A 20265-nucleotide genomic window follows, 5' to 3' on the forward strand; every position below is an offset into this window, starting at 1 on the left:
TAATGCTCGCTGAAACCCCAAAAAAATCACACCCTCTGAGGAGCGCGAAGCGCGTCTCGAAGGATGCGCGGCCACCAGCCGGGCCGTCGACCCTTCGAGACGCCGCTGCGCGGCTCAGGGTGACGGTCATTGCTTTGAGTATGCTGCTCTACACCACCACCGTGCGCTTCGGCTCGACGATCTCGAACATCCGCGGGAATTCGTCCATCAGCGCCATCAGTTCGGCTAGTCGCAGCGGATCGCCCGTCACCTCGATCTTGCCGGCACCAACCGCGTCCGGGAACGTGGTCAGCTTGGCGATGACCTCGTCGAGCACGCTGCGCGCCAAGGTGAAGCCGGCATGCGCATCGGCGGCCTGCGCGCCCGCAACGTAAGTCAGCGCCGAATTCTCGAGATTAAGCACGAAGCTCTCGCCGGTATCGGTAAAACGCCAGTTCAGCACGATGCGCTTGCCTTCGGCCTTGGGGCCGTTGAGGCGGACGCCGAGCACGTCCCAGAGCTGCTCGGTGCGGAGTGCTGCCAGCGTCTCGCGTGGCATCGACGAGCGCGGCGGCGTCTTCGGCATGCCCTGTCGCAACTCCTGGGCACCGAACAGATAAGCGTTGCGCCAGGTCGAACTCTCGGCGGCGTAGCCGAGTTGCTCGAACGTATCGGCCAGCAATGCGCGCGCCGCCTGGTTGCCGGGCTCCGCGAACACGAGATGGCTGACGGCCTGCGCGACGAAGCGGAATTCGCCCTTGGCGAAGTCCGCCGCGGCCCGTTCCAGGATCGCATCGGCGCCACCCATATACTCGACATATTTCTTGCCGGCCTCGACCGGCGGCAGCGGATCGAGATTGACCGGATTGGCGTCGTACCAACCGAGATACTTCTGGTAGATCGCCTTCACATTGTGCCTGATATGCCCGTAATAGCCGCGGCCGTGCCAGGCCCCTTCGAGGCTCGAGGGTAGCCGGATCGTCTCGGCGATCTCCGCCGCGTTGAGGCCGTGGTTCATCAGCCGGATGGTCTGGTCGTGCGCGTATTTGTAGAGATCGCGCTGCTCGCGGATCATGGTGTCGATCCGCTCCCGCCCCCACACCGGCCAATGGTGCTGGCCGCACATCGCCTCCGCCTTGCCGCCCCACATCTGCAGGGCTTCGCCGAGATATTTCGACCATGCCAGCGCATCGCGCACGTCGGCGCCGCGGAACGGCAGCAGATTGTGGAAATTGTGCGTGCAGTTCTCCGCGAGGTTCAAAAGCCTGTAGCGCGGGATGTAGAAATGCATCTCCGCCGGCGCTTCGCTGTTCGGCGCCATCTGGAATTCGAACGCGACGCCGTCGATCACGCGCGTGTCACCGGTCGCGATGATCAGATCGGTCGGCCGCAGCAGCGCCACGCCGCCCGCCGCCATGGTCTTGCCGAGCCCGCAATCGACATGGCCGCGCACGCCCTTGGCGAGGAACGGTCCGAACTGGTATTGCGCGCGGCGCAGCATCGCCGGCCCCGCGATGATGTTCTCGGAGACCGCGTGCTCCATGAAGAAGTTCGGCGCGATGATCGGCACGCCCGCCGCCAGCATGGCGTCGTCGAGCACGCCGCGGGCGCCGCCCCAGTGGTCGGTGTGGGTGTGGGTGAAGATGACGGCGGCGACCGGCCGCTTGCCGCGATGCTGGAAGTACAATTCCATCGCGGCGCGCGCGCCCTCCATCGAGGTCAGCGTGTCGACCACGATGAGGCCGGTGTCGCCCTCGATCAGCGTCATGTTGGCGATGTCGAGGCCGCGCACCTGGTAGACGCCCGGCACCACCTCGAACAGGCCGTGATGCATGTTGAGCCGCGACTGCCGCCACAGGCTCGGATCGACGGTTGCAGGAGCCTTCTCCTCAGACAGGAAGCCATAAGGCTCGAGGCTCCAGACCACCCTGCCCTGCGCCGAGCTGATGCGTGCGTTCTCGATGGTGCCGAGGAAGCCGCGCGCGGCGTCGTCGAAATCCCTGGTGTCGGCAAACGGCAGCGCCTTCAGCGTCGCCTCGTGTTGCGCGATGACCGACGCGGATGCCGCCTTGGGAAGCTCGTGCGATGTTTCAGCTGCATTTGTCTGGGGCATACTTGAGCACTCCCTCATCAACCCTGAAGATCAGTTTCGATCGCATGTCGCTCAGCGGAATTGCACGCCTTCGAACCGGCCGTTGCTGCGCCAGCCATCGATATATTTGAAGTAGGCCAACGGCCCGGCGGGATAGCCGACATTGAGCTTGGCCGCGGGCCCCGGCTCGCGTCCCTCATTGTTGTAATAGCCGGGCGTGCAATCGGGCCCGCCGATCATCCGGCCGACCGCGGTGAGCAGCAGCTCGACCCAGCGATCCTCGGCCTCCCTGCTGACCTCGATTTCCTTGAAGCCGTTGTCCTGCGCGTGGGCAACCATCAGCGCGATGGTCCGCGCCGCTTCGGTCAGGTTGTGCGGCACGTTGGAGATCAGGTTGGCGCCCTGCGTCGGCTGCACGAAGAACACGTTGGGGAAGCCGTGGACGTGAATGCCGTGCTTGCTGCGCATGCCCTGCGCCCAGTGCTCCGACAGCTTGAGACCGTCGCGACCGGTCAGATCGAAGCCCGCGCGGCGCTTGTACTCGGTGCCGACCTCGAAGCCGGACGCATAGATGATGCAGTCGAGCGCGTATTCCTTGCCGGCGACGACGATGCCGTTCTCGGTGATCTCCTCGACGCCCTTGCCGTCGGTATCGACCAGATGGGTGCCCGGCGTGTTGAACGCCTGAAGGTAGGCGTCGTGGAAACATGGCCGCTTGCAGAGCTGGCCGTACCAGGCCTTGAGGTTTTTAGCTGTCTCAGCATCGCGGACGATGCTGTCGACCCGGTTGCGGATCTCCTCCATCTTTTCGAAATCGGAATCCTCGAACGCGGCGCGCATGTTTTCCACGGTGCGCTGCTCGCGCGGCAGCAGCATGACCTTGGCGCGGATCCGCTTCGACAGGTCGGTCCAGCCGTCCTGCACCAGATCCTCCTCGGCCGATCCACCGGCCTGGTTGGCCGTGAAATTCTCCAGCCAGCGCTGTTGCCAGCCCGGCGTCGCGATACCGGCAAACCAGTCCGGATCGATCGGGCCGTTGCCGCGCACGTCGACCGACGACGGCGTGCGCTGGAACACGTAGAGCTCCTTGCAGGCACGGGCGAGGTGCGGAATGCACTGCACCGAGGTTGCGCCGGTGCCGATGATGCCGACGCGCTTGTCGGCGAGCTTCTCCATCAACGCGCCCCGGGGATCGCCGCCGGTGTAGTCGTAGTCCCAGCGGCTGGTGTGGAACGAGTGGCCCTTGAAGCGCTCGATGCCGGGAATGCCGGGCAGCTTCGGCACATGCAGCGGGCCGGTGCCGATGCCGACATATTGCGCGGTGAAGGCATCGCCCCTGGTGGTGCGGATGATCCAGCGCGATTGCGCCGCATCCCAATCGAGGCTCGTCACCTCGGTGTGGAACAACGCGTTGTCGTAGAGATCGAACTGCCGGCCGATCCGCTGGCAGTGCGCCAGGATCTCGGGCGCATGCGCGTATTTCTCCGACGGCATATGGCCGGTCTCTTCCAGCAGCGGCATGTAGACCATCGACGCGGTGTCGCACTGCGCGCCGGGATATCGGTTCCAGTACCAGGTCCCGCCGAAATCGCCGCCCTTCTCGATGATGCGGACATCCTTGACGCCGGCCTCCGTCAGCCGCGCCGCGGTGGCGAGCCCGGCAAAGCCGCCGCCGACAAAGGCGAAGGTGACGTGATCGGTCTTCGGCGCGCGTTCTGTGACCGGCGTGTAGGGATCGTCGAGATAATGCGCGAGCTGGCCCTTGATCTGGAGGTACTGGTCGTTGCCGTCGGGACGCAGCCGCTTGTTGCGCTCGTGCTGATACTTCAGGCGCAGCCGCTCCTTGTCGATCGCGGCGGGCTTTGCATCGGCTTGCTCGGTCATCGTCATCGGCGGGCGCCTCGCTCCAGCGGCTCTTTATCCTTATTTCCGGCAGATAAACCGATATCGACACGATTTGCAAATTCATTCCGATATATTGACAAAATTGGTCGTCCGAGACCAATATTCCGTATGACAGCATCTTCCCCTGCCGAAATTCAGCCGGATCCGTCCTTTGCGACCACTCTGGCACATGGCCTCGACGTGCTGGCGGCGTTCCGCCGCCATCCCGGCTCGCTGTCCAATGCCGAACTCGCGCTGCATACCGGGCTATCGCGGCCGACGGTGTCGCGGCTGACCTACACGCTGGAGCAGCTCGGCTATCTCAGGCGCGACGCCAAAGGCCGCTTCGTGCTCGGGCTCGGCGCGCTCGCCGCCGCCTATCCGGTGCTGTCGGCGCTGAAGGTGCGCCAGCTCGCGCGTCCGCTGATGCGCGACTTCGCGACCTATGCCGGCGGCACGGTGTCGATCGCGATGCCGTTCGGGATCGACTTCATCTATGTCGAGACGCTGCGCACCACGGACACCGCGCCGCATGTGCCCGACGTCGGCTTCGTCAGCACCCTGGCCCCGACCGCGGTGGGGCGTGCGCTGCTGTCGCTGTTCACCGAGGACGAGCTCGGCCGTTATGTCGCGCGCGTCAAGGCCGAGCGCCCCGACGAGTTCGACTATGTGCAGAAGCGCACACTGCCCGACGTCGAATTGTGCCGGGAGCGCGGCTTTGCCATCTCGCTCGGCGAATGGCGGCGCGAGATCTTCGGCGTTGCCGCCCCGCTCTATCGCACGCCGAGCGGCGAGTGCTTGTCGGTCAATTGCGGCGTCCCCTCCTACCGCTTCAGCGCCGAGCAGATCGAGCGCGAATGCGGCCCGCGCATCCTGGGCCTCGCGCGCAGCATCCGCGCGCTGGTCGAGGAAGGTTAACCGGCGCATCGGCAGCACAGCTAGTCCTGCGATGCCTGCCCGCTGTCGCGGTAGGCCCACAGGCATTCTCGCGGCAATGCGACCTGCGCCTCGACGCCGACCTGATGGCGCGCGGCAGTGCCGAGCTCGATTGCTTCCAGCCGCTTGCCGAATAGTTCGAGGCCGTAGGCGGTCTGCGTGCCCTGGTAGCGGCGGTCGAGCACCTTTGCCGAGAATGTATTGGCGCCATCAGGCCGGCCGATCGCGATGTTCTCGGGCCGCAGTGCCACGCGCACCCTCTCATCCGGCGCCAGCGGCTGGAACAGGGCGACCTCGCCTCGCCGGCCGTCGCCGAAATCGACCGTGCCATACGCGCCGTTGCAGGCGACGAGCCGGCCTGCGAGCTCGTTGGTGGCGCCGGTGAAATTGGCGACGAACAGATCGGCCGGATGGTTGTAGATCACGTCGGGCCTGTCCATCTGCAACAGCTTGCCGTCGCGCATCACGCCGATGCGGTCGCCGAGCACGACCGCCTCGGCCTGGTCATGGGTGACGTAGAGCGCGGTCATCCCGGTCTGCTTGAGAATGACGCGGAGATCGTCACGCAACCGCAGTCGCAATTTGGCATCGAGGTTCGACAGCGGCTCGTCGAGCAGCAAGAGCTGCGGCCGGTACACCATGCTGCGCGCCAGCGCGACGCGCTGCATCTGTCCGCCCGACAGCGCCACCACCGGCCGGTCGGCATAGTCGGACAGCCCGACCAGTTCCAGCGCTTCCTCGACCATGCGGGCGGCATCGGTGCGCCCGACGGTGCGGTGCTTCAATGGATAGCTCACGTTCTGACGCACCGTCATGTGCGGCCACACCGCATAGGACTGGAACACCATGCCGAGGTTGCGCGCACGCGGCGGCACCAGGATGCCGCGGTCCGGTGATGATACTACCCGCCCGGAAATGCTGATCTCGCCGCCGGTCGGATGCTCGAGCCCGGCAACGCAGCGCAGCGTCGTGGTCTTGCCGCAGCCCGATGGCCCGAGCAGCACCACGATCTCGCCGGCCGGCACGCCAAAGCTGACCCCGTCGACCGCAGGGCGGCCGATCGCAAACTGCTTCCTGAGATCGGTGACTTCGAGCGTCGCCGTCATCGCTTGCCTCGTCGCCTATTGCCGATACCCGTACGTCTTGTCCCAGTCCGCAACCCATGCCGCGTGCAGTTTCACGTAGTCGTCGAAGTTCGGATACCAGAGCTTGACCACCTTGGGATCGAACCCTTCGGGAAATGCCGGCGGCTGCTTCAGCGATGTGAGATTGCCGAGTTCCTTGATCATGAAGGTCTGGCCCTCTCTCGACAGGCACCAGTTCAGGAACAGCTTTGCCGCGTTGGGATGCGCGGCCGTCTTCGGAATGCCGCTCGCATACGGATTGACCGGCGCGCCCTCGGGCGGGAAGAAGATCTCGATCGGCGCACCGTCTTTCTTCTTTTGATAGATCACGTTGTAGAGCAGCGGCGCGATCGCGATCTCGCCGCGCACCAGCGCATCGGCGGTCGGCGCGCCGGAGGGATAGAGCACGGGATGGGTCGCGGCCTGCCTGGCCCAGTACTCCTCACCGAGCACCTGGCGCTCGAACATGATCCGCGTCCAGGTGGTCCCGCCGGACTGCGCGAACACCTGGCCGATCAGCTTGTCATATTGCGGCTTGGTCAGGTCCATCCAGGATTTCGGCGGATCCTTCACCAGCTCGGTGTTGTAGGCGATCGACCAGGCGATCGTGGCGCGCGGCCAGTATTTTGGCGAGATCAGTGCATGCGGATCGTAATCGGCCGCGTTCGGCGGCGCGTAGTCCTGGAACAGGTCCTGCAGCGGCTGCATCAGCGCGCGATCGGAATGATCGACCACGTCGGCGATCAGCTTGCCGGCCGCCGCCTCGGTTTTCACGCGGGTGATGAGCTGACCGCCGGGCGCGCGGACCATCTCGACCTTGATCTCCGGATAGCGCTTGTTGAAGGCCTTGATGACCTGCTGCTCGATCTCCGCGAAGTTCGCGGTGTAGAACACGAGCTTGCCTTCGGCCTTGGCAGCCGCGATCAATTCCGCCGAGCCGAACTCCTGCGCCCGAGCGGCCGGCACCAGCGCAAGCGCTGCGGCGCTCGCCAAGGCCAGTGTGGTGAAGGTCCGTCTATCCATCGCCAATCCTCCCGTCGTTTCTTGTTATCCGGTCCGTGCGACGTTGCCCTGCGCAGCCCCGCGCGACAGCCAGTTGGCGCCGCCGATCAGGACACCGAGCAACACGGTCTGCACCAGGCTGAAGGCCGCGGTCTTGCCGATATTGCCGCCCTCGTAATAGTCGAGCAGCAGCACCGACATCACCATGGTGTTGCTGGTGTAGAGGAACAGCGACGAGCCGAGCTCGCGGATCGCCAGCACGAACAGCAGCGTCATCGACGCCAGCACGCCCGGCCGCGCCAGCGGCAACACGATCGAGGCGATGGTGCCGAGCATGCCCCGGCCACAGACCCAGGCGGCCTCCTCGAGCTCGCGATGGATCTGCAGGAACGAGGTCGACAACGATTTCACGGTGTCGGGCATGAAGCGCGCGATGAAGGCGAGCGCAAGAATCCAGATCGTGCCGTAGAGTCCGCCGGGCACGCCGATCCAGGCCCAGAGATAGGCGACACCGACCACCAGCCCGGGGATCGCGACCGGCAATGTCGAGATCAGGTCGATGGCGCCGCGCCCGGCGACACGGGTGCGATGGATGGTGTAGCCGATCGCGAAGGCGAGCGCGCCGCCGACAATTGCGGTGATGATCCCGACCTCGAGCGCGTTGTAGATCGACTTCATCGTCAGCGGATTGTCGAAGATGCTCTCGAAATGCATCAGCGAGTATTGCCGCATGTCGAACAGGCTGGCGGCGTCGCGGATGAACATGAACTTGCGGAACGCCGCAACGATCAGCGCCAGCGACGGCAGCACCACGACGACGAGGAGATAGACGATCCCAAGCCCGAAGGTGAGCCAGCGCCACGGCCCGAGATCGAGGCTGCGCGGCCGGAATGCCTTGCCGGCGACGGTGGTGTAGCTGCGCCCGCTCAGCAGCTTCTGCTGCAGATAGACCAGCAGCCCCGTGACCACCATCAGGATGATCGCGACCGCGGCCGCGGTGTTGTAGAGCGGCGGCGACCAGTTGGTGAGCTTGAAGATGTAGGTCGTCAGCACGTTCAGGTTGGTCGGCGCGCCGAGCACGGCCGGAATACCGTAGATGCCGAGCATCACGATGAACGACAGCAGCATGCCCGAGACGATCGCCGGCATGATCAGCGGAAACGTCACCGTGAACAGCGTCGCGAACGCGCTGGCGCCGGAGATTTCCGCGGCCTCCTCCAGGCTCGGGTCCATGTTGCGCAGCGCCGAGGAGGTGAACATGTAGACATAGGGCGCGTAGTAGATGCCGAACACGAACACCATGCCCCACATCGAATAGAGATCGACGCGCAGGTCCGATCCCATCCACTTGAATATCGTGTTGATCAGCCCGGTCTTCGGCGAGCCGAGGATCGCCCAGGCCACGCCGGCCACCAGCGGCGGCGCAAACAACGGCAGGATGCTGGCCGCGGCGATGAAGCCCTTGAACGGCGTGTTGCTGCGAACCACGATCCAGGAGAACAACAGCCCGATCGCGACCGCGATCAGTGTGCCGCCGCCGCAGGCGATCAGCGTGTTGAGCAACGCTTCGCCGACATTCGGATTGGCCAGCACCGCGAGGAAATTGGCGATCGACAGATGGCTCAGGCTGAGACGGACGCCGTCGACCACCGGATTGGTGTCGGTGAGCGCACCGAGCAGCAGCATCAAGACGGGATAGATGACCAGGAAGCTGAGGACCGCCAGCAAGGCTGCGACCCAGAGACCGGTGAGCGCGCGGCGGCGGGTGGCTTCACCGGCGCTTCGCATGGCTTCGCTGCGCCGGTCGGTCGGTCCGTGCAATGCGCGCTTCCCCTGTTGCGGCCCGATCTGACGTCGCGCCTGCTCGTATGCCAAGGGTAGTCGATCGCGATTATGACGCAAGCTATCCGAAAGTCGTCTGCGTGCGGTTGTGTGACACACTGCGGGAACACGCGTTCGATTGATCCCGCTCACGCACCCCAATTTCATCGTCGTCCCGGTCCTCGCCGCGACCACGATGAGGATCGGTCTCGATTCAATTGCCACGCTCTCGGTGTCATCACCCGCGAAAGCGGGTGATCCAGTATTCCAGAGGCAGTCGTTATTGAACCGATGGGCTGCGGCGTACTGGATCGCCCGGTCAAGCCGGGCGATGACAGCTTGGGTGAGGACGCAGTTTCGTGTTCTCGCGACATGAATTGTCCGAGTCTTGCTCTTCGTTCCGCCCTCGCTTGAAGAGGGCGCAGGGAAAGCCGGGTGCCGATCGCACCCATGGGCCCCGAGCAATGGGGTAGAAAGCTCGGGGGTAGGACCACAGGTGTAACCGGAGCAATCCGGCTTTCCCTGCGCGATGGGTTACGGCTTATACGTGCTCTCCCCGGCGAGACTTGGCTTTGTTGTCACCGCCTTCGCGACGCGCATTGCGCAATCCGAAGAGACACCTACCGCTAGGGCGTCAGGCCTGCACGATTTCGCCGTCCGCCTCATGCGCGTTCGTCGACTGCGCAATCGGCGTCCACCGCATCTCGACCCGCGTTCGTGACGACCGCGAAGCGCCCCTCGTGTCGGGCGAGACGAACCTATTGAACATCTGAGTTGGGGTGCGCGTCAAGAGCTAATTCGGAAAAAACGAAGAAACTTCGCCGCACCCTCCCCTCGACAGGAGCGTGCCGGCGCGCCCGGCAAGACCGCTTCGCATACGCATCATGCAATGGCGCGGCTGGGGAACGCGAGGCCGGCGTAGTACATGGCCGTCTGGAGACATTTTCACACATGCTCGAGAAGACCCCGACCACCGCGGCAGCGGCGCCGATCACCGATGGATTGCCAGATGGGTTGCCTTGGGAGACCCGCCGATGGGCGGTGGCCGCGATCTTCACGGCGCTGGCGATGGCCTCGCTCGACACCGCGATCGCCAACATCGCGCTGCCGGCGATCGCCAGCGATCTGCATGTCAGCCCTGCAGAGGTGGTCTGGGTCGTCAATGTCTACCAGATCGCCCTGGTCGCGACGCTGCTGCCGCTCGGCGCGCTCGGCGAGATCGTCGGCCATCAGCGGATTTATCTCGGCGGCCTGCTGCTGTTCACATTGGCGTCACTCGGCTGCGCGCTGGCGTGGTCGCTGCCGAGCCTTTTGGTCGCGCGGACATTACAGGGGCTCGGCGCCAGCGGCCTGATGAGCGTCAACACGGCGCTAGTGCGGTTCGTCTATCCGAGCCGGATGCACGGCCGCGGCTTCGGCCACAATGCACTCGTGGTCGCGACCGCCTTCACGCTGGGGCCGACCATCGCCTCCGGCATCCTCGCGCTCGGCCCATGGCCCTGGCTGTTCGCCGTCAACATTCCGTTCGGCATCATCGCATTGCTGATCGGCATGAAGACGTTGCCGAAGACGCCGCGCGCCACCCACGCCTTCGACTTCACCGGCGCCGCGCTCGCCTGCGCCTGCCTCGGCCTGTTCATCATCGGCATCGGCAGCGCCGCCCACAAGACGGCGCCCGCGCTGGTGATCGCCGAGCTGGTCGGCGCAGTGCTGTTCGGCTGGATCCTGACCCGGCGGCATGCCGATCATCCGGCGCCGATGCTGCCGATCGACCTGTTCCGCCGGCCGATCTTCGCGCTGTCGGCCGCGACCGCGGTCTGCTCATTCGCCGTGCAGGGCCTCGCCTTCGTGTCGCTGCCGTTCTACTTCGAGGACATCCTGCACCGCTCGCAGGTCGAGACCGGCTTCTTCATGACGCCCTGGCCGCTGGTGGTCGCCTTCATGGCGCCGATCGGCGGCCGGCTGTCGGATCGCTATCCGGCCGGCATCCTCGGCGGCATCGGCATGCTGCTGCTCGGGCTCGGCATGGTGCTGCTGGCGACGCTGCCGGCGGAGCCGAGCGTCGCCAACATCGTCTGGCGCACCATGATCTGCGGCATCGGCTTCGGCTTCTTCCAGACTCCCAACATGAAGGCGATCATGTCGAGCGCGCCGTCGCATCGCAGCGGCAGCGCCAGCGGCATCGTCGCGACTGCCCGGCTGACCGGCCAGACCACCGGCGCCGCCCTCGCCGCGCTCTGCTTCGCATTGGCCGACCGCGAGGGCGCCACCGTGGCGCTGGCGCTGGGTGCGGGGTTTGCCACGCTCGGCAGCGTCATGAGCTTCCTGCGCCTGGCCGTCGCCTCACCGCAAAAGACATGACAGGCATGTCGCGCGCGAGGGCGCGACCAAACACCGCGCGACCAGCTTTCTTCCGCGCCGCAAACGCGTTTTCTTGATTTGAAACGTTCCAGTTTCAAGGCCAACATCGCGCTGGAGTCCAATCGGAGGATTGGACCATTCAGGGGATCGCGATGGCAAACCTCAAAATCAACGGCAAGACAATTACAGTAGACGTCGAGGACGACACCCCGCTGCTCTGGGCGATCAGAGAGAATGTCGGACTGACGGGAACCAAATACGGCTGCGGCATCGCACAATGCGGCGCCTGCACCGTGCATGTCGACGGCGTCGCGATGCGCTCCTGCGGCGTCACGGTCGGCGAAGCCGCCGGCAAGGAGATCACCACCATCGAGGGTCTCGAGGTCAACGGCGCGATGCACAAGGTGCAGCTCGCCTGGATCGCGAACGACGTGCCGCAATGCGGCTACTGCCAGAGCGGCATGATCATGGCCGTGGCGGCGCTGCTGAAAGAGAACCCGAAGCCATCAGACAACGACATCAACGACGCCATCACCAATATCTGCCGCTGCGGCACCTTCCAGCAGGTGCGCGAGGCGATCCATGCTGCCGCGAACGCGTGAGGAGGCAGGGATGAATCAGCACGTCATGCCAAAACTCAACCGCCGCGCTTTCGTGATCGGAACGGCAACCGCCGGCGCCGGCCTCGCGCTCGGCCTCGATCTGCCGTTCGGCGGCCCCACCGTGGTGCGCGCCGCCGGCGGCGCGCCTGAAATCAATGCCTGGGTGGTGATTCGGCCCGACGACACCGTGGTGATCCGCATCGCCCGCTCCGAGATGGGCCAGGGCACGCTCACCGGCCTCGCCCAGCTCGTTGCTGAAGAACTGGAATGCGACTGGTCGAAGGTCACCACCGAATATCCGACGCCCGGCCAGAGCGTCGCCCGCAAGCGCGCCTGGGGCGATTTCTCCACCGGCGGCAGCCGCGGCATTCGCACCTCGCAGGACTATGTCCGCAAGGGCGGCGCCACCGCGCGCGTGATGCTGATCCAGGCCGCGGCCAATGAGTGGAAGGTGCCGGCCGCGGAGTGCAAGGTCTCCAACGGCGTCATCACCCATACGCCATCGGGCAAGACCACGACCTACGGCAAGGTCGCGGAAGCCGCGGCCAAACTCGAGCCGCCGGCCGACGTCAAGCTGAAGGACCCGAAGGACTGGACCATCGCCGGCAAGGGCCTGAAGCGGCTCGATACCGTCGACAAGACCACCGGCAAGATGATCTACGGCATCGACGTCAAGCTGCCGGGCATGCTGAACGCCGCGATCAAGGATTGCCCGGTGTTCGGCGGCAAGGTGAAGAGTTTTGACGAAGCCAAGATCGCGGGCATGAAGGGCGTCAAGAAGGTGGTGCCGGTCGGCGACAGCGCGGTTGCCGTCGTCGCCGACACCTGGTGGCACGCCAAGACCGCCCTCGATGCGCTGCCGATCGTCTGGGACGAAGGCGACAACGCAAAAGTCTCCAGCGAGACGATCGCGAAGTGGCTCGCCGAAGGGCTCGACAACGCGCAGCCGGCCTATGTCGGCAACCAGAATGGTGACGCCAAGGCGGCGATCGCCAGCGCGGCGAAGAAGGTGGAAGCTGTCTACAGCTATCCCTACCAGAACCACGCCACGATGGAGCCGATGAACGCCACCGTGCTCTACACGCCGGACAAATGCGAGGTGTGGTGCGGCACGCAGAATGGCGAGGCGGCGTTCGCGGCAGCGCTCGAGGCCTCCGGCCTGCCGGCGGAGAAGGTCGACGTGCACAAGCTGATGCTCGGCGGCGGCTTCGGCCGGCGCGGCATGACCGACTATGTGCGGCAGGCCGTGGCGATCGCCAAGCAGATTTCGGGTACGCCGATCAAGCTGTTGTGGTCGCGCGAAGAGGACATGCAGCACGGCAAATATCACCCGGTCACGCAGTGCAAGCTGACCGGCGCGTTCGATGCCGACAACAATCTGGTCGCGCTGCACTACCGGCTGTCGGGCCAATCCATCCTGTTTTCAGTGCGCCCGGAAGCGCTGCAAAACGGCATGGACCCTGCCGCGTTCCAGGGCGTGGCGCAATCCGGCGAGGCCGCGATCGGCTATTCGGTGCCGAACCTGCTGGTCGAGCATGCAATGCGCAACCCGCACGTCCCGCCGGGCTTCTGGCGCGGCGTGAATGTCAATCACAACGCGATCTACATGGAATGCTTCATGGACGAGCTGGCCCTGGCCGTGGGCCAGGACCCGCTCGAATTCCGCCGCAAGCTGATGGGCAAGCATCCCAAGCATCTCGCGGTGCTCAATGCCGTGGCCGAGAAGATCGGCTGGGGCACGCCGGCCCCGCAGGGCGTTTATCGCGGCATCGCGCAGGTGATGGGCTATGGCAGCTATGTTGCGGGCGCCGCCGAGATCTCGGTGACCGAGGGCAGCAAGATCAAGGTGCATCGCATCGTCGCCTCCACCGATCCCGGCTATGTCGTCAACCCGGCGCAGGTGGAGCGGCAGATCGCGGGCTCCTTCGTCTACGGCCTCAGCGCGCTGTTCTATGGCGGCTGCACCGTGAAGGACGGCCGCATCGAGCAGACCAATTTCGACACCTACAACTCGATGCGCATCAACGAAATGCCCAAGGTGGAATCGGTGATGGTGCCGAGCGGCGGGTTCTGGGGCGGGGTCGGCGAGCCGACCATCGGCGTTGCGGCGCCGGCGGTGCTCAACGCCTATTTCGCGGCGACGGGGAAGCGCATCCGTTCTTTCCCGCTGCGCAACCAGAACATCTCCTTCGCCTGATCAAACCCGAAGCGGCGGCCCGACCGGCCGCCGCTTCCTTATTTTCCGGATTATCGTGCATGGCCGTCTCGCGTCATCGGACGCGCAGGGATGTGATCCGTGGCGCCGCTGTCGTCGCAGCGGCCGCATTGGCATGTCCGGCGCTGGCCCAGGCCGCGCCGCGCATTGCAGTGATCGGCGGCGGCTTCGGCGGCGCGGCCTGCGCACGGGCGCTGCGGCGGCTCGATGCAAAGCTTCAGGTCACGCTGATCGAGCCGAACAAGACCTTCACCGCCTGCCCGTTCAGCAACGAGGTGATCGCCGGCCTGCGTGAGCTCTCCGCACAGCAATTCAGCTACGACAAGATTGCGGCCGACGGCATCACCGTCGCCGCGCAGGCGGCCACCAAGGTCGATGCGCAGGCGCGCAGCATCACGCTTTCCGATGGCACAACGCAGTCCTATGACCGGCTTGTGCTCGCCCCCGGCATCGACATGCACTTCGACGCCCTGCCCGGCTATGACGAGGCCGCAGCCGAGAAGATGCCGCATGCCTGGAAGGCCGGCGCGCAGACCCTGCTGCTGCGCAGGCAGCTCGAGGCGATGGAGGATGGCGGCCTCGTCGTGATCGCGGTGCCGGCCGCGCCGCTGCGCTGCCCGCCTGCGCCTTACGAACGCGCCAGCTTGATCGCGCATTACCTGAAGGCGAACAAGCCGAAGTCCAAGATCCTGGTGCTCGACGCCAAGGACAATTATTCGCAGCAAAAACTGTTCGAGAAAGCGTGGAGCGAACTCTATCCCGGCATGATCGAGCGGATCGCGCTGTCGCAGGGCGGCCGGGTGACGTCGGTCGATCCGGCAACCAACGAGATCGTCACCGACTTCGGCAATTACACCGCGGCGGTCGCCAATGTGATCCCGCCGCAGCGAGCCGGCCGCATCGCCGAGGTCGCCGGCGCTGCCGACCACACCGGCTGGTGCCCGATCGATCCCGTGACCTTTGCCTCGAAGCTCGTGCCCAATATCCACGTCATCGGCGATGCCGCGATCGCCGGCGGCATCCCGAAATCCGCTTCCGCCGCGGCGGCGCAAGGCCGGGCCTGTGCGGCCGCGATCGTGAATTCACTTGCAGGCAAGCCGCCGGAGATGCCGCGGCTCGATGGCGCCTGCTACAACACGGTCGCTCCCGGCTACGCGTTCTCGCTGAAGGGCATCTATCAGCCGAAGGAGGATCAGTACGCGGAGGCCGAGGTGACGACGAGCCCGGTCGACGCGTCGCGCGAGATGCGCCAGCGCGAAGCCGACCAGGCGCTCGACTGGTTCAAGACAATCACGGGAGACGCCTTTGGCTAGGCGTTCCCTCATCGCATTGCTCGCGGCTGGGTTCGCAGCCTGCGCGCCCGCCGGCGCCGAGGACCTGCGCCCCTACACCGTCGTGGGCGATGCGATTCCAGTCTCGCTGACGGGAACCAAGGGCGACGCGATCCGCGGCCGTGCGCTGATCGTCGAGCGCTCCTCCACTTGCATCCTCTGCCACAGCGGCCCATTTCCCGAGCAGGCGTTCCAGGGTGACCTCGCGCCGAACCTCGCGGGCAGCGGCAGCCGCTGGTCGGAAGGGCAGTTACGGCTCCGCCTGGTCGACGCGTCGCACCTCAATGCGGCAACGATCATGCCGTCCTATTATCGCGTCGACGGGTTCACGCACGTCGGCAATGCATGGCGCGGCAAGCCGATCCTGTCGGCGGAGCAGATCGAGGATATCGTGGCTTACTTGGTGACACTGCGAGACTAGCCGATGGCGCATTCGGATCACACCCGGCGAACGTTTTTTGCCCTCACCGGCGCTGCCGCGTCGATGGTGATCGTCCGTCCGGCTGATGCAACGCCGGCGATGCTGCAAGCCGCGATCCGCAACGTCGTCGGCGAAGCCAATGTCCGGACCGGTAAGGTCAAGCTCGACATCCCGCCGCTGGTCGAGAACGGCAACACCGTGCCGATGACGGTCAGCGTGACGAGCCCGATGACGGCGGATGAGTATGTGAAGAGCATCCACGTCTTCAACGAGAAGAACCCGCAGCCGAACATCGGCAATTTCCATCTCGGGCCGCGCGCCGGGCGTGCGCAGATATCGACCCGCATCCGCCTCGCCGACAGCCAGAAGGTCACCGCGATCGCACGGCTGTCCGACGACACCTTCTGGTCGGCGACCGCAGACGTCGTGGTGACGCTCGCCGCCTGCACCGAGGAGGCGATCTGATGCCCTCGGCCCTCATCAACGTGCCGAAGAAGGCCAGGCGCGGCGAAATTATCGAGATCAAGACGCTGATGTCGCACATCATGGAGACCGGCTATCGCCACACCGCGTCCGGCGACGTGGTGCCGCGCGACATCATCACGAGCTTCACGTGCCGCTTCAACGGCACCGAAGTGTTCCGCGCCGATCTTTATCCGGCGATCGCGGCCAATCCGTTCATCACCTTCTTCACCACGGCGACCGAGAGCGGCAAGTTCGAGTTCGAATGGATCGGCGACAAGGGGTTTTCGGAGACCGCGCAGGCTTCGATCACGGTCGAATGAGGCTTGCGGTCTCAATCGCGCTGCTGACGGCGATGGCGGGCGCAGCGTTCGCCACCGAGATTCCGCTATCCGAACGCCGCTCCGGCACCAGCTTCATGAGCGCCGACACCAAGGCGATGCAGGACGAGGACACCGCCAATCCCGGCATGCTCTTCGTGCTCGACGGCGAGGCGCTGTGGACGCGCAAGGCCGGCACCGCGAACAAGGCCTGCGCCGACTGCCACAATGATGCACGCGTCAGCATGAAGGGCATCGCCGCGCATTATCCCGCCTTCGAGAAGGCGCTGGGCAAACCGGTCGACCTCGAAGGTCGGATCAACCTCTGCCGCACCAATCATCAGCAGGCGTCACCGTTTGCCTATGAAAGCCGTGAGCTGCTGGCGCTGACCGCCTTCGTCGCGCAGCAGTCACGCGGCGTGCCGATCGCGGCCGGCGACGATCCGGAGCTCGCGCCGTTCGTCGACAAGGGCCACGCGCTGTTCATGCAGCGGCAGGGCCAGCTCAATCTGGCCTGCGCGAGCTGCCACGATGACAATTGGGACAAGAAGCTCGCGGGCAGCGCGATCACGCAAGGCCAGCCCACGGGTTATCCGCTGTACCGGCTGGAATGGCAGTCGCTCGGATCGCTGCAGCGGCGGCTGCGCGCCTGCATCACCGGCATCCGCGCGCAGGCCTATGATTACGGCTCCCCGGAGCTCGTCGAGCTCGAGCTCTATCTGATGTCGCGGGCGCGCGGCATGCCGATCGAGACACCGGCGGTGCGGCCGTGACGGTGGTCCCCTACGATGAGCAATGATTGCGCGTCGCTCTATCCCCCGCCATTGCGAGCGGAGCGAAGCAATCCACCTCTCCACTCGAATGGAGAGATGGATTGCTTCGTCGCTGTCGCTCCTCGCAATGACGCGGGGCGAGACCGTGCCGACATCACCGTTCGGCGAACGCCTTCTCGACCACGAACTGGGCAGGCTCGCCGTGGTTGCCCTCAACGAAGCCGCGGCCGTTGAGCAGCGTGCGGGTGTCGGCGACCAGCGCCGGCGAGCCGCAGATCATGACGCGGTCATGCGCGGCATCGAGCGCCGGCAGGCCGATGTCGGCGAACAGCTTGCCCGAGGTGATCAGGTCGGTGATGCGGCCGCGGTTGCGGAACGGATCGCGCGTCACGGTCGGATAGTAGATCAGCTGGTCGCGTACCAGCTCGCCGATCAGTTCGTCCTGCGGCAGCGTCTCGGTGATCATCTCGCCATAGGCGAGCTCCTTGACGCGGCGGCAGCCGTGCAGCAGCACGACCTTCTCGAACCGGTCATAGGTCTCCGGATCCTTGATCACGCTGAGGAACGGCGCGAGGCCCGTGCCGGTGCCGATCAGATAGAGGTTGCGGCCGTCCTCGAGATTGTCGATGACCAGCGTGCCGGTCGCCTTGCGGCTGACGATGATCTCGTCGCCCTCTTTTAGGTGCTGGAGGCGCGAGGTGAGCGGGCCGTCCGGAACCTTGATCGAGAAGAACTCGAGCGTATCCTCGTAATTCGCGCTGGCGACGCTGTAGGCGCGCAGCAGCGGCTTCTCGCCGACCTTGAGCCCGATCATGGTGAACTCGCCGTTGCGGAAGCGGAACGACGGATTGCGCGTGGTCTTGAAGGAGAACAGCGTGTCGGTCCAGTGGTGGACGCTGAGGACGCTTTCCTGGTTGAAATTGCTCATCGCACCAACCCCTGATTTGTGCCGCGGCGGAAAGGGACTTGGACCCCGTTGACCGGCCGGATCGTTTGTATACGATCATTCGTATACAAACGAATAATCCGGCTTGATCGGAAAGTCAAGCCGGGCTCAAATTCCCGAGCAATTTCGGAAAGAAAAAAGGAAAACACCCATGGCTCACGACGCGCCCCAGGCCACCGGCCCCAGCAAGCTGGTGATCCGCAATATCGGGCTCTTGCTGTCGGGAGCGCTGGAGAAGCCGATCCTGGACGCCGATACCATCGTTGCCGAGAACGGCAAGATATCAGCGATCGGCCGCCTCAAGGACGTCGACACCGAAGGCGCCACCACGATCGTCGATGCGATGGGAACGACGGTCGCGCCCGGGCTGATCGACAGCCACGTCCATCCCGTCGCCGGCGACTGGACGCCGCGGCAAAACCAGATCAACTGGATCGACAGCTATCTGCACGGCGGCGTCACCACCATGATCTCCGCCGGCGAGGTGCACATGCCCGGCCGGCCGCGCGACGTGGTCGGGCTGAAGGCGATGGCGATCTTCGCGCAACGCGCGTTCTGGACGCTGCGGCCGGGCGGCGTGAAGGTGCATGCCGGCGCGCCCGTGATCGAATGCGAGATGGTCGAGGACGATTTCAAGGACATGGCCGCCGCCGGCGTCAAGCTGCTCGGCGAGGTCGGGCTCGGCGGCGTCAAGGACGGGCCGACGGCGCGCAAGATGGTCGGCTGGGCGCGCAAATACGGCATTCAGAGCACGATCCACACCGGCGGTCCGTCGATCCCGGGCTCCGGCCTGATCGACAAGGACGTGGTGCTGGAGGCCGACACCGACGTGGTCGGCCACATCAATGGCGGCCACACCGCGCTGCCCGACGACCAGATCCGCTGCATCTGCGAGGGCTGCAAGCGCGGGCTCGAGCTGGTGCACAACGGCAACGAGCGCTCGGCGCTGTTCACGCTGCGCACCGCGCGCGAGATGGGCGACCTGCACCGCGTCATCCTCGGCACCGATGCGCCGGCGGGCTCCGGCGTGCAGCCGCTCGGCATCCTGCGCATGGTCTCGCTGCTGTCCTCACTCGGCGAACTGCCGGCCGAGCTGGCGTTCTGCCTGGCAACCGGCAACACCGCGCGGATGCGCGAGCTCGATTGCGGCTTGATCGAGGTTGGCCGCTCGGCCGATTTCGTGCTGATGGACAAGGCGCAGCATTCGCCGGGCAAGAACATCCTGGAGAGCGTTCAGCTCGGCGACCTCCCCGGCATCGGCATGACCATCATCGACGGCATCGTCCGCACCCAGCGCAGCCGCAACACGCCGCCCGCGGGGAAGGTGCCGGAGATCGTGGGGAAGTAGGCTGCGGCAGGCGCCCCGTCATCCTGAGGAGCGCCAACGGGTCCGCGCGAAGCGCGGCCCGATGACAGGCTCCGCGCGTCTCGAAGGATGCACGGCCCGGCTGGTGGCCGTCGACCCTTCGAGACGGCCGCTTTGCGGCCTCCTCAGGGTGACGGTGAGAGATTTTTGGTGAGAACAGATTTGAATCACCGCAACCTGCCGAGCAGCGCGATCAGCGTCTCGCGCTCCTTGGCGTCGAGCGGCGCCAGGGTTTCCCTGGAGATCACCAGCGCGTTCGGCGCGGCCTTGTCGGCCATCTGCTGGCCGGCGCGGGTCAGGCTTACCAGCAGTCTTCGGCCGTCGTCGGGATCGGGCGAGGTCTCGGTCAGGCCGCGTGCGGTCAGGCGATCGATCACGCCCTTGATGGTCGCAACGTCCATCGAGGTCAGCCGCCCCAATTGGTTCTGCGAACATGGCCCGACCTCGGACAGCTTCGACAGCGCCGCCCATTGCGTCGGCGTCAAATTGATGCCGATCTCGCGGGCGAAGATCACGGCGTGGCGCTGCGACACCTGGCGCAGGATGAAGCCGATCTGCTCGTCCAGCACGTAGCCGGGCTTCGCCGCCTTGACGCTTCGCTTCTGTGCAGCGCTCCTCGCCATTGTCCAC

Annotated in this window: 17 protein-coding genes; 10 read left to right on the forward strand and 7 right to left on the reverse strand. The window is 65.5% G+C overall.

The window, feature by feature from the left end:
• Positions 1 to 148: 148 nt before the first annotated feature.
• On the reverse strand, positions 149 to 2092 hold the full coding sequence (locus tag ACVW17_RS34690; protein WP_456798507.1) for an alkyl/aryl-sulfatase: 1944 nt from the start codon (positions 2090 to 2092) through the stop codon (positions 149 to 151).
• Positions 2093 to 2143: 51 nt separating this feature from the next.
• Entirely contained in the window at positions 2144 to 3961 is a 1818-nt protein-coding gene (locus ACVW17_RS34695; protein ID WP_456798508.1) for a flavin-containing monooxygenase, read from the reverse strand.
• A 123-nt stretch (positions 3962 to 4084) separates the two neighbouring features.
• Between ACVW17_RS34695 and ACVW17_RS34700 the strand changes: the two genes are divergently transcribed.
• Complete coding sequence (locus tag ACVW17_RS34700) at positions 4085 to 4873, forward strand: IclR family transcriptional regulator (protein ID WP_456798509.1); 789 nt, start codon at positions 4085 to 4087, stop codon at positions 4871 to 4873.
• 20 nt (positions 4874 to 4893) lie between these two features.
• Here ACVW17_RS34700 and ACVW17_RS34705 read toward each other — a convergent pair whose 3' ends face one another.
• Genes ACVW17_RS34705 through ACVW17_RS34715 form a run of 3 tightly spaced genes read right to left on the reverse strand, consistent with a single transcriptional unit; the run spans position 4894 to position 8805 of the window.
• The gene (locus ACVW17_RS34705) at positions 4894 to 5997 is read right to left on the reverse strand and encodes an ABC transporter ATP-binding protein (RefSeq protein WP_456798510.1); all 1104 of its coding nucleotides are present in this window, start codon (positions 5995 to 5997) and stop codon (positions 4894 to 4896) included.
• Positions 5998 to 6012: 15 nt separating this feature from the next.
• Positions 6013 to 7038, reverse strand: coding sequence for an ABC transporter substrate-binding protein (locus ACVW17_RS34710; RefSeq protein ID WP_456756083.1), 1026 nt, complete (start codon positions 7036 to 7038; stop codon positions 6013 to 6015).
• A gap of 24 nt (positions 7039 to 7062) precedes the next feature.
• Positions 7063 to 8805: an ABC transporter permease gene (locus tag ACVW17_RS34715; protein ID WP_456798511.1), complete on the reverse strand. Its 1743-nt coding sequence runs from the start codon at positions 8803 to 8805 to the stop codon at positions 7063 to 7065.
• 984 nt (positions 8806 to 9789) lie between these two features.
• On the opposite strand from ACVW17_RS34715, the gene ACVW17_RS34720 reads away from it, so the two are divergent.
• The 8 genes from ACVW17_RS34720 (at position 9790) to soxA (ending at position 17323) form a co-directional block, all read left to right on the forward strand.
• Positions 9790 to 11199 carry an MFS transporter gene (locus ACVW17_RS34720; protein ID WP_456798512.1) on the forward strand — a complete coding sequence of 470 codons (1410 nt, stop codon included), beginning with the start codon at positions 9790 to 9792 and terminating at the stop codon, positions 11197 to 11199.
• Between the two features lie 152 nt (positions 11200 to 11351).
• Positions 11352 to 11801 (forward strand): (2Fe-2S)-binding protein, encoded by a 450-nt coding sequence (locus ACVW17_RS34725; protein WP_456798513.1) that lies wholly within the window; start codon positions 11352 to 11354, stop codon positions 11799 to 11801.
• Between the two features lie 10 nt (positions 11802 to 11811).
• Positions 11812 to 13998, forward strand: a complete 2187-nt coding sequence (locus tag ACVW17_RS34730) for a molybdopterin cofactor-binding domain-containing protein (RefSeq protein ID WP_456798514.1) — start codon at positions 11812 to 11814, stop codon at positions 13996 to 13998.
• A 59-nt stretch (positions 13999 to 14057) separates the two neighbouring features.
• Positions 14058 to 15329, forward strand: a complete 1272-nt coding sequence (locus ACVW17_RS34735; protein WP_456798515.1) for an FCSD flavin-binding domain-containing protein — start codon at positions 14058 to 14060, stop codon at positions 15327 to 15329.
• Positions 15322 to 15768, forward strand: coding sequence for a sulfur oxidation c-type cytochrome SoxX (gene soxX / locus ACVW17_RS34740; RefSeq protein WP_456756088.1), 447 nt, complete (start codon positions 15322 to 15324; stop codon positions 15766 to 15768). The genes ACVW17_RS34735 and soxX overlap by 8 nt, the downstream gene beginning before the upstream one ends.
• A 3-nt stretch (positions 15769 to 15771) precedes the next feature.
• A complete protein-coding gene (locus ACVW17_RS34745; protein ID WP_456756089.1) occupies positions 15772 to 16233 on the forward strand; it encodes a SoxY-related AACIE arm protein in 462 nt (153 codons plus the stop codon).
• Entirely contained in the window at positions 16233 to 16553 is a 321-nt protein-coding gene (soxZ, locus tag ACVW17_RS34750; protein ID WP_456756090.1) for a thiosulfate oxidation carrier complex protein SoxZ, read from the forward strand. Before ACVW17_RS34745 ends, soxZ begins: the two co-directional genes overlap by 1 nt.
• Positions 16550 to 17323, forward strand: coding sequence for a sulfur oxidation c-type cytochrome SoxA (soxA, locus tag ACVW17_RS34755; RefSeq protein WP_456756091.1), 774 nt, complete (start codon positions 16550 to 16552; stop codon positions 17321 to 17323). The genes soxZ and soxA overlap by 4 nt, the downstream gene beginning before the upstream one ends.
• A 154-nt stretch (positions 17324 to 17477) precedes the next feature.
• On the opposite strand, the gene ACVW17_RS34760 is transcribed toward soxA, so the two are convergent.
• The gene (locus ACVW17_RS34760; protein ID WP_050629679.1) at positions 17478 to 18251 is read right to left on the reverse strand and encodes a ferredoxin--NADP reductase; all 774 of its coding nucleotides are present in this window, start codon (positions 18249 to 18251) and stop codon (positions 17478 to 17480) included.
• 169 nt (positions 18252 to 18420) lie between these two features.
• Between ACVW17_RS34760 and ACVW17_RS34765 the strand changes: the two genes are divergently transcribed.
• Positions 18421 to 19617 carry an amidohydrolase family protein gene (locus ACVW17_RS34765; protein WP_456798516.1) on the forward strand — a complete coding sequence of 399 codons (1197 nt, stop codon included), beginning with the start codon at positions 18421 to 18423 and terminating at the stop codon, positions 19615 to 19617.
• A 185-nt stretch (positions 19618 to 19802) separates the two neighbouring features.
• On the opposite strand, the gene ACVW17_RS34770 is transcribed toward ACVW17_RS34765, so the two are convergent.
• Positions 19803 to 20258 (reverse strand): MarR family winged helix-turn-helix transcriptional regulator, encoded by a 456-nt coding sequence (locus tag ACVW17_RS34770; protein WP_456756094.1) that lies wholly within the window; start codon positions 20256 to 20258, stop codon positions 19803 to 19805.
• Between the last annotated feature and the right edge of the window lie 7 nt (positions 20259 to 20265).

The organism is Bradyrhizobium sp. USDA 4473, assembly GCF_054063335.1.

What these genes read in the sequence shown, in the direction of transcription:
- ACVW17_RS34710 (WP_456756083.1), bottom strand. Translation starts at nt 7,038, where the DNA reads ATGGATAGACGGACCTTCACCACACTGGCCTTGGCGAGCGCCGCAGCG.
- ACVW17_RS34760 (WP_050629679.1), bottom strand. Translation starts at nt 18,251, where the DNA reads ATGAGCAATTTCAACCAGGAAAGCGTCCTCAGCGTCCACCACTGGACC.
- ACVW17_RS34690 (WP_456798507.1), bottom strand. Translation starts at nt 2,092, where the DNA reads ATGCCCCAGACAAATGCAGCTGAAACATCGCACGAGCTTCCCAAGGCG.
- soxA (WP_456756091.1), top strand. Translation starts at nt 16,550, where the DNA reads ATGAGGCTTGCGGTCTCAATCGCGCTGCTGACGGCGATGGCGGGCGCA.
- ACVW17_RS34725 (WP_456798513.1), top strand. Translation starts at nt 11,352, where the DNA reads ATGGCAAACCTCAAAATCAACGGCAAGACAATTACAGTAGACGTCGAG.
- ACVW17_RS34765 (WP_456798516.1), top strand. Translation starts at nt 18,421, where the DNA reads ATGGCTCACGACGCGCCCCAGGCCACCGGCCCCAGCAAGCTGGTGATC.
- ACVW17_RS34705 (WP_456798510.1), bottom strand. Translation starts at nt 5,997, where the DNA reads ATGACGGCGACGCTCGAAGTCACCGATCTCAGGAAGCAGTTTGCGATC.
- soxZ (WP_456756090.1), top strand. Translation starts at nt 16,233, where the DNA reads ATGCCCTCGGCCCTCATCAACGTGCCGAAGAAGGCCAGGCGCGGCGAA.
- ACVW17_RS34770 (WP_456756094.1), bottom strand. Translation starts at nt 20,258, where the DNA reads ATGGCGAGGAGCGCTGCACAGAAGCGAAGCGTCAAGGCGGCGAAGCCC.
- ACVW17_RS34720 (WP_456798512.1), top strand. Translation starts at nt 9,790, where the DNA reads ATGCTCGAGAAGACCCCGACCACCGCGGCAGCGGCGCCGATCACCGAT.
- ACVW17_RS34735 (WP_456798515.1), top strand. Translation starts at nt 14,058, where the DNA reads ATGGCCGTCTCGCGTCATCGGACGCGCAGGGATGTGATCCGTGGCGCC.
- ACVW17_RS34695 (WP_456798508.1), bottom strand. Translation starts at nt 3,961, where the DNA reads ATGACGATGACCGAGCAAGCCGATGCAAAGCCCGCCGCGATCGACAAG.
- ACVW17_RS34745 (WP_456756089.1), top strand. Translation starts at nt 15,772, where the DNA reads ATGGCGCATTCGGATCACACCCGGCGAACGTTTTTTGCCCTCACCGGC.
- ACVW17_RS34715 (WP_456798511.1), bottom strand. Translation starts at nt 8,805, where the DNA reads ATGCGAAGCGCCGGTGAAGCCACCCGCCGCCGCGCGCTCACCGGTCTC.
- ACVW17_RS34730 (WP_456798514.1), top strand. Translation starts at nt 11,812, where the DNA reads ATGAATCAGCACGTCATGCCAAAACTCAACCGCCGCGCTTTCGTGATC.
- ACVW17_RS34700 (WP_456798509.1), top strand. Translation starts at nt 4,085, where the DNA reads ATGACAGCATCTTCCCCTGCCGAAATTCAGCCGGATCCGTCCTTTGCG.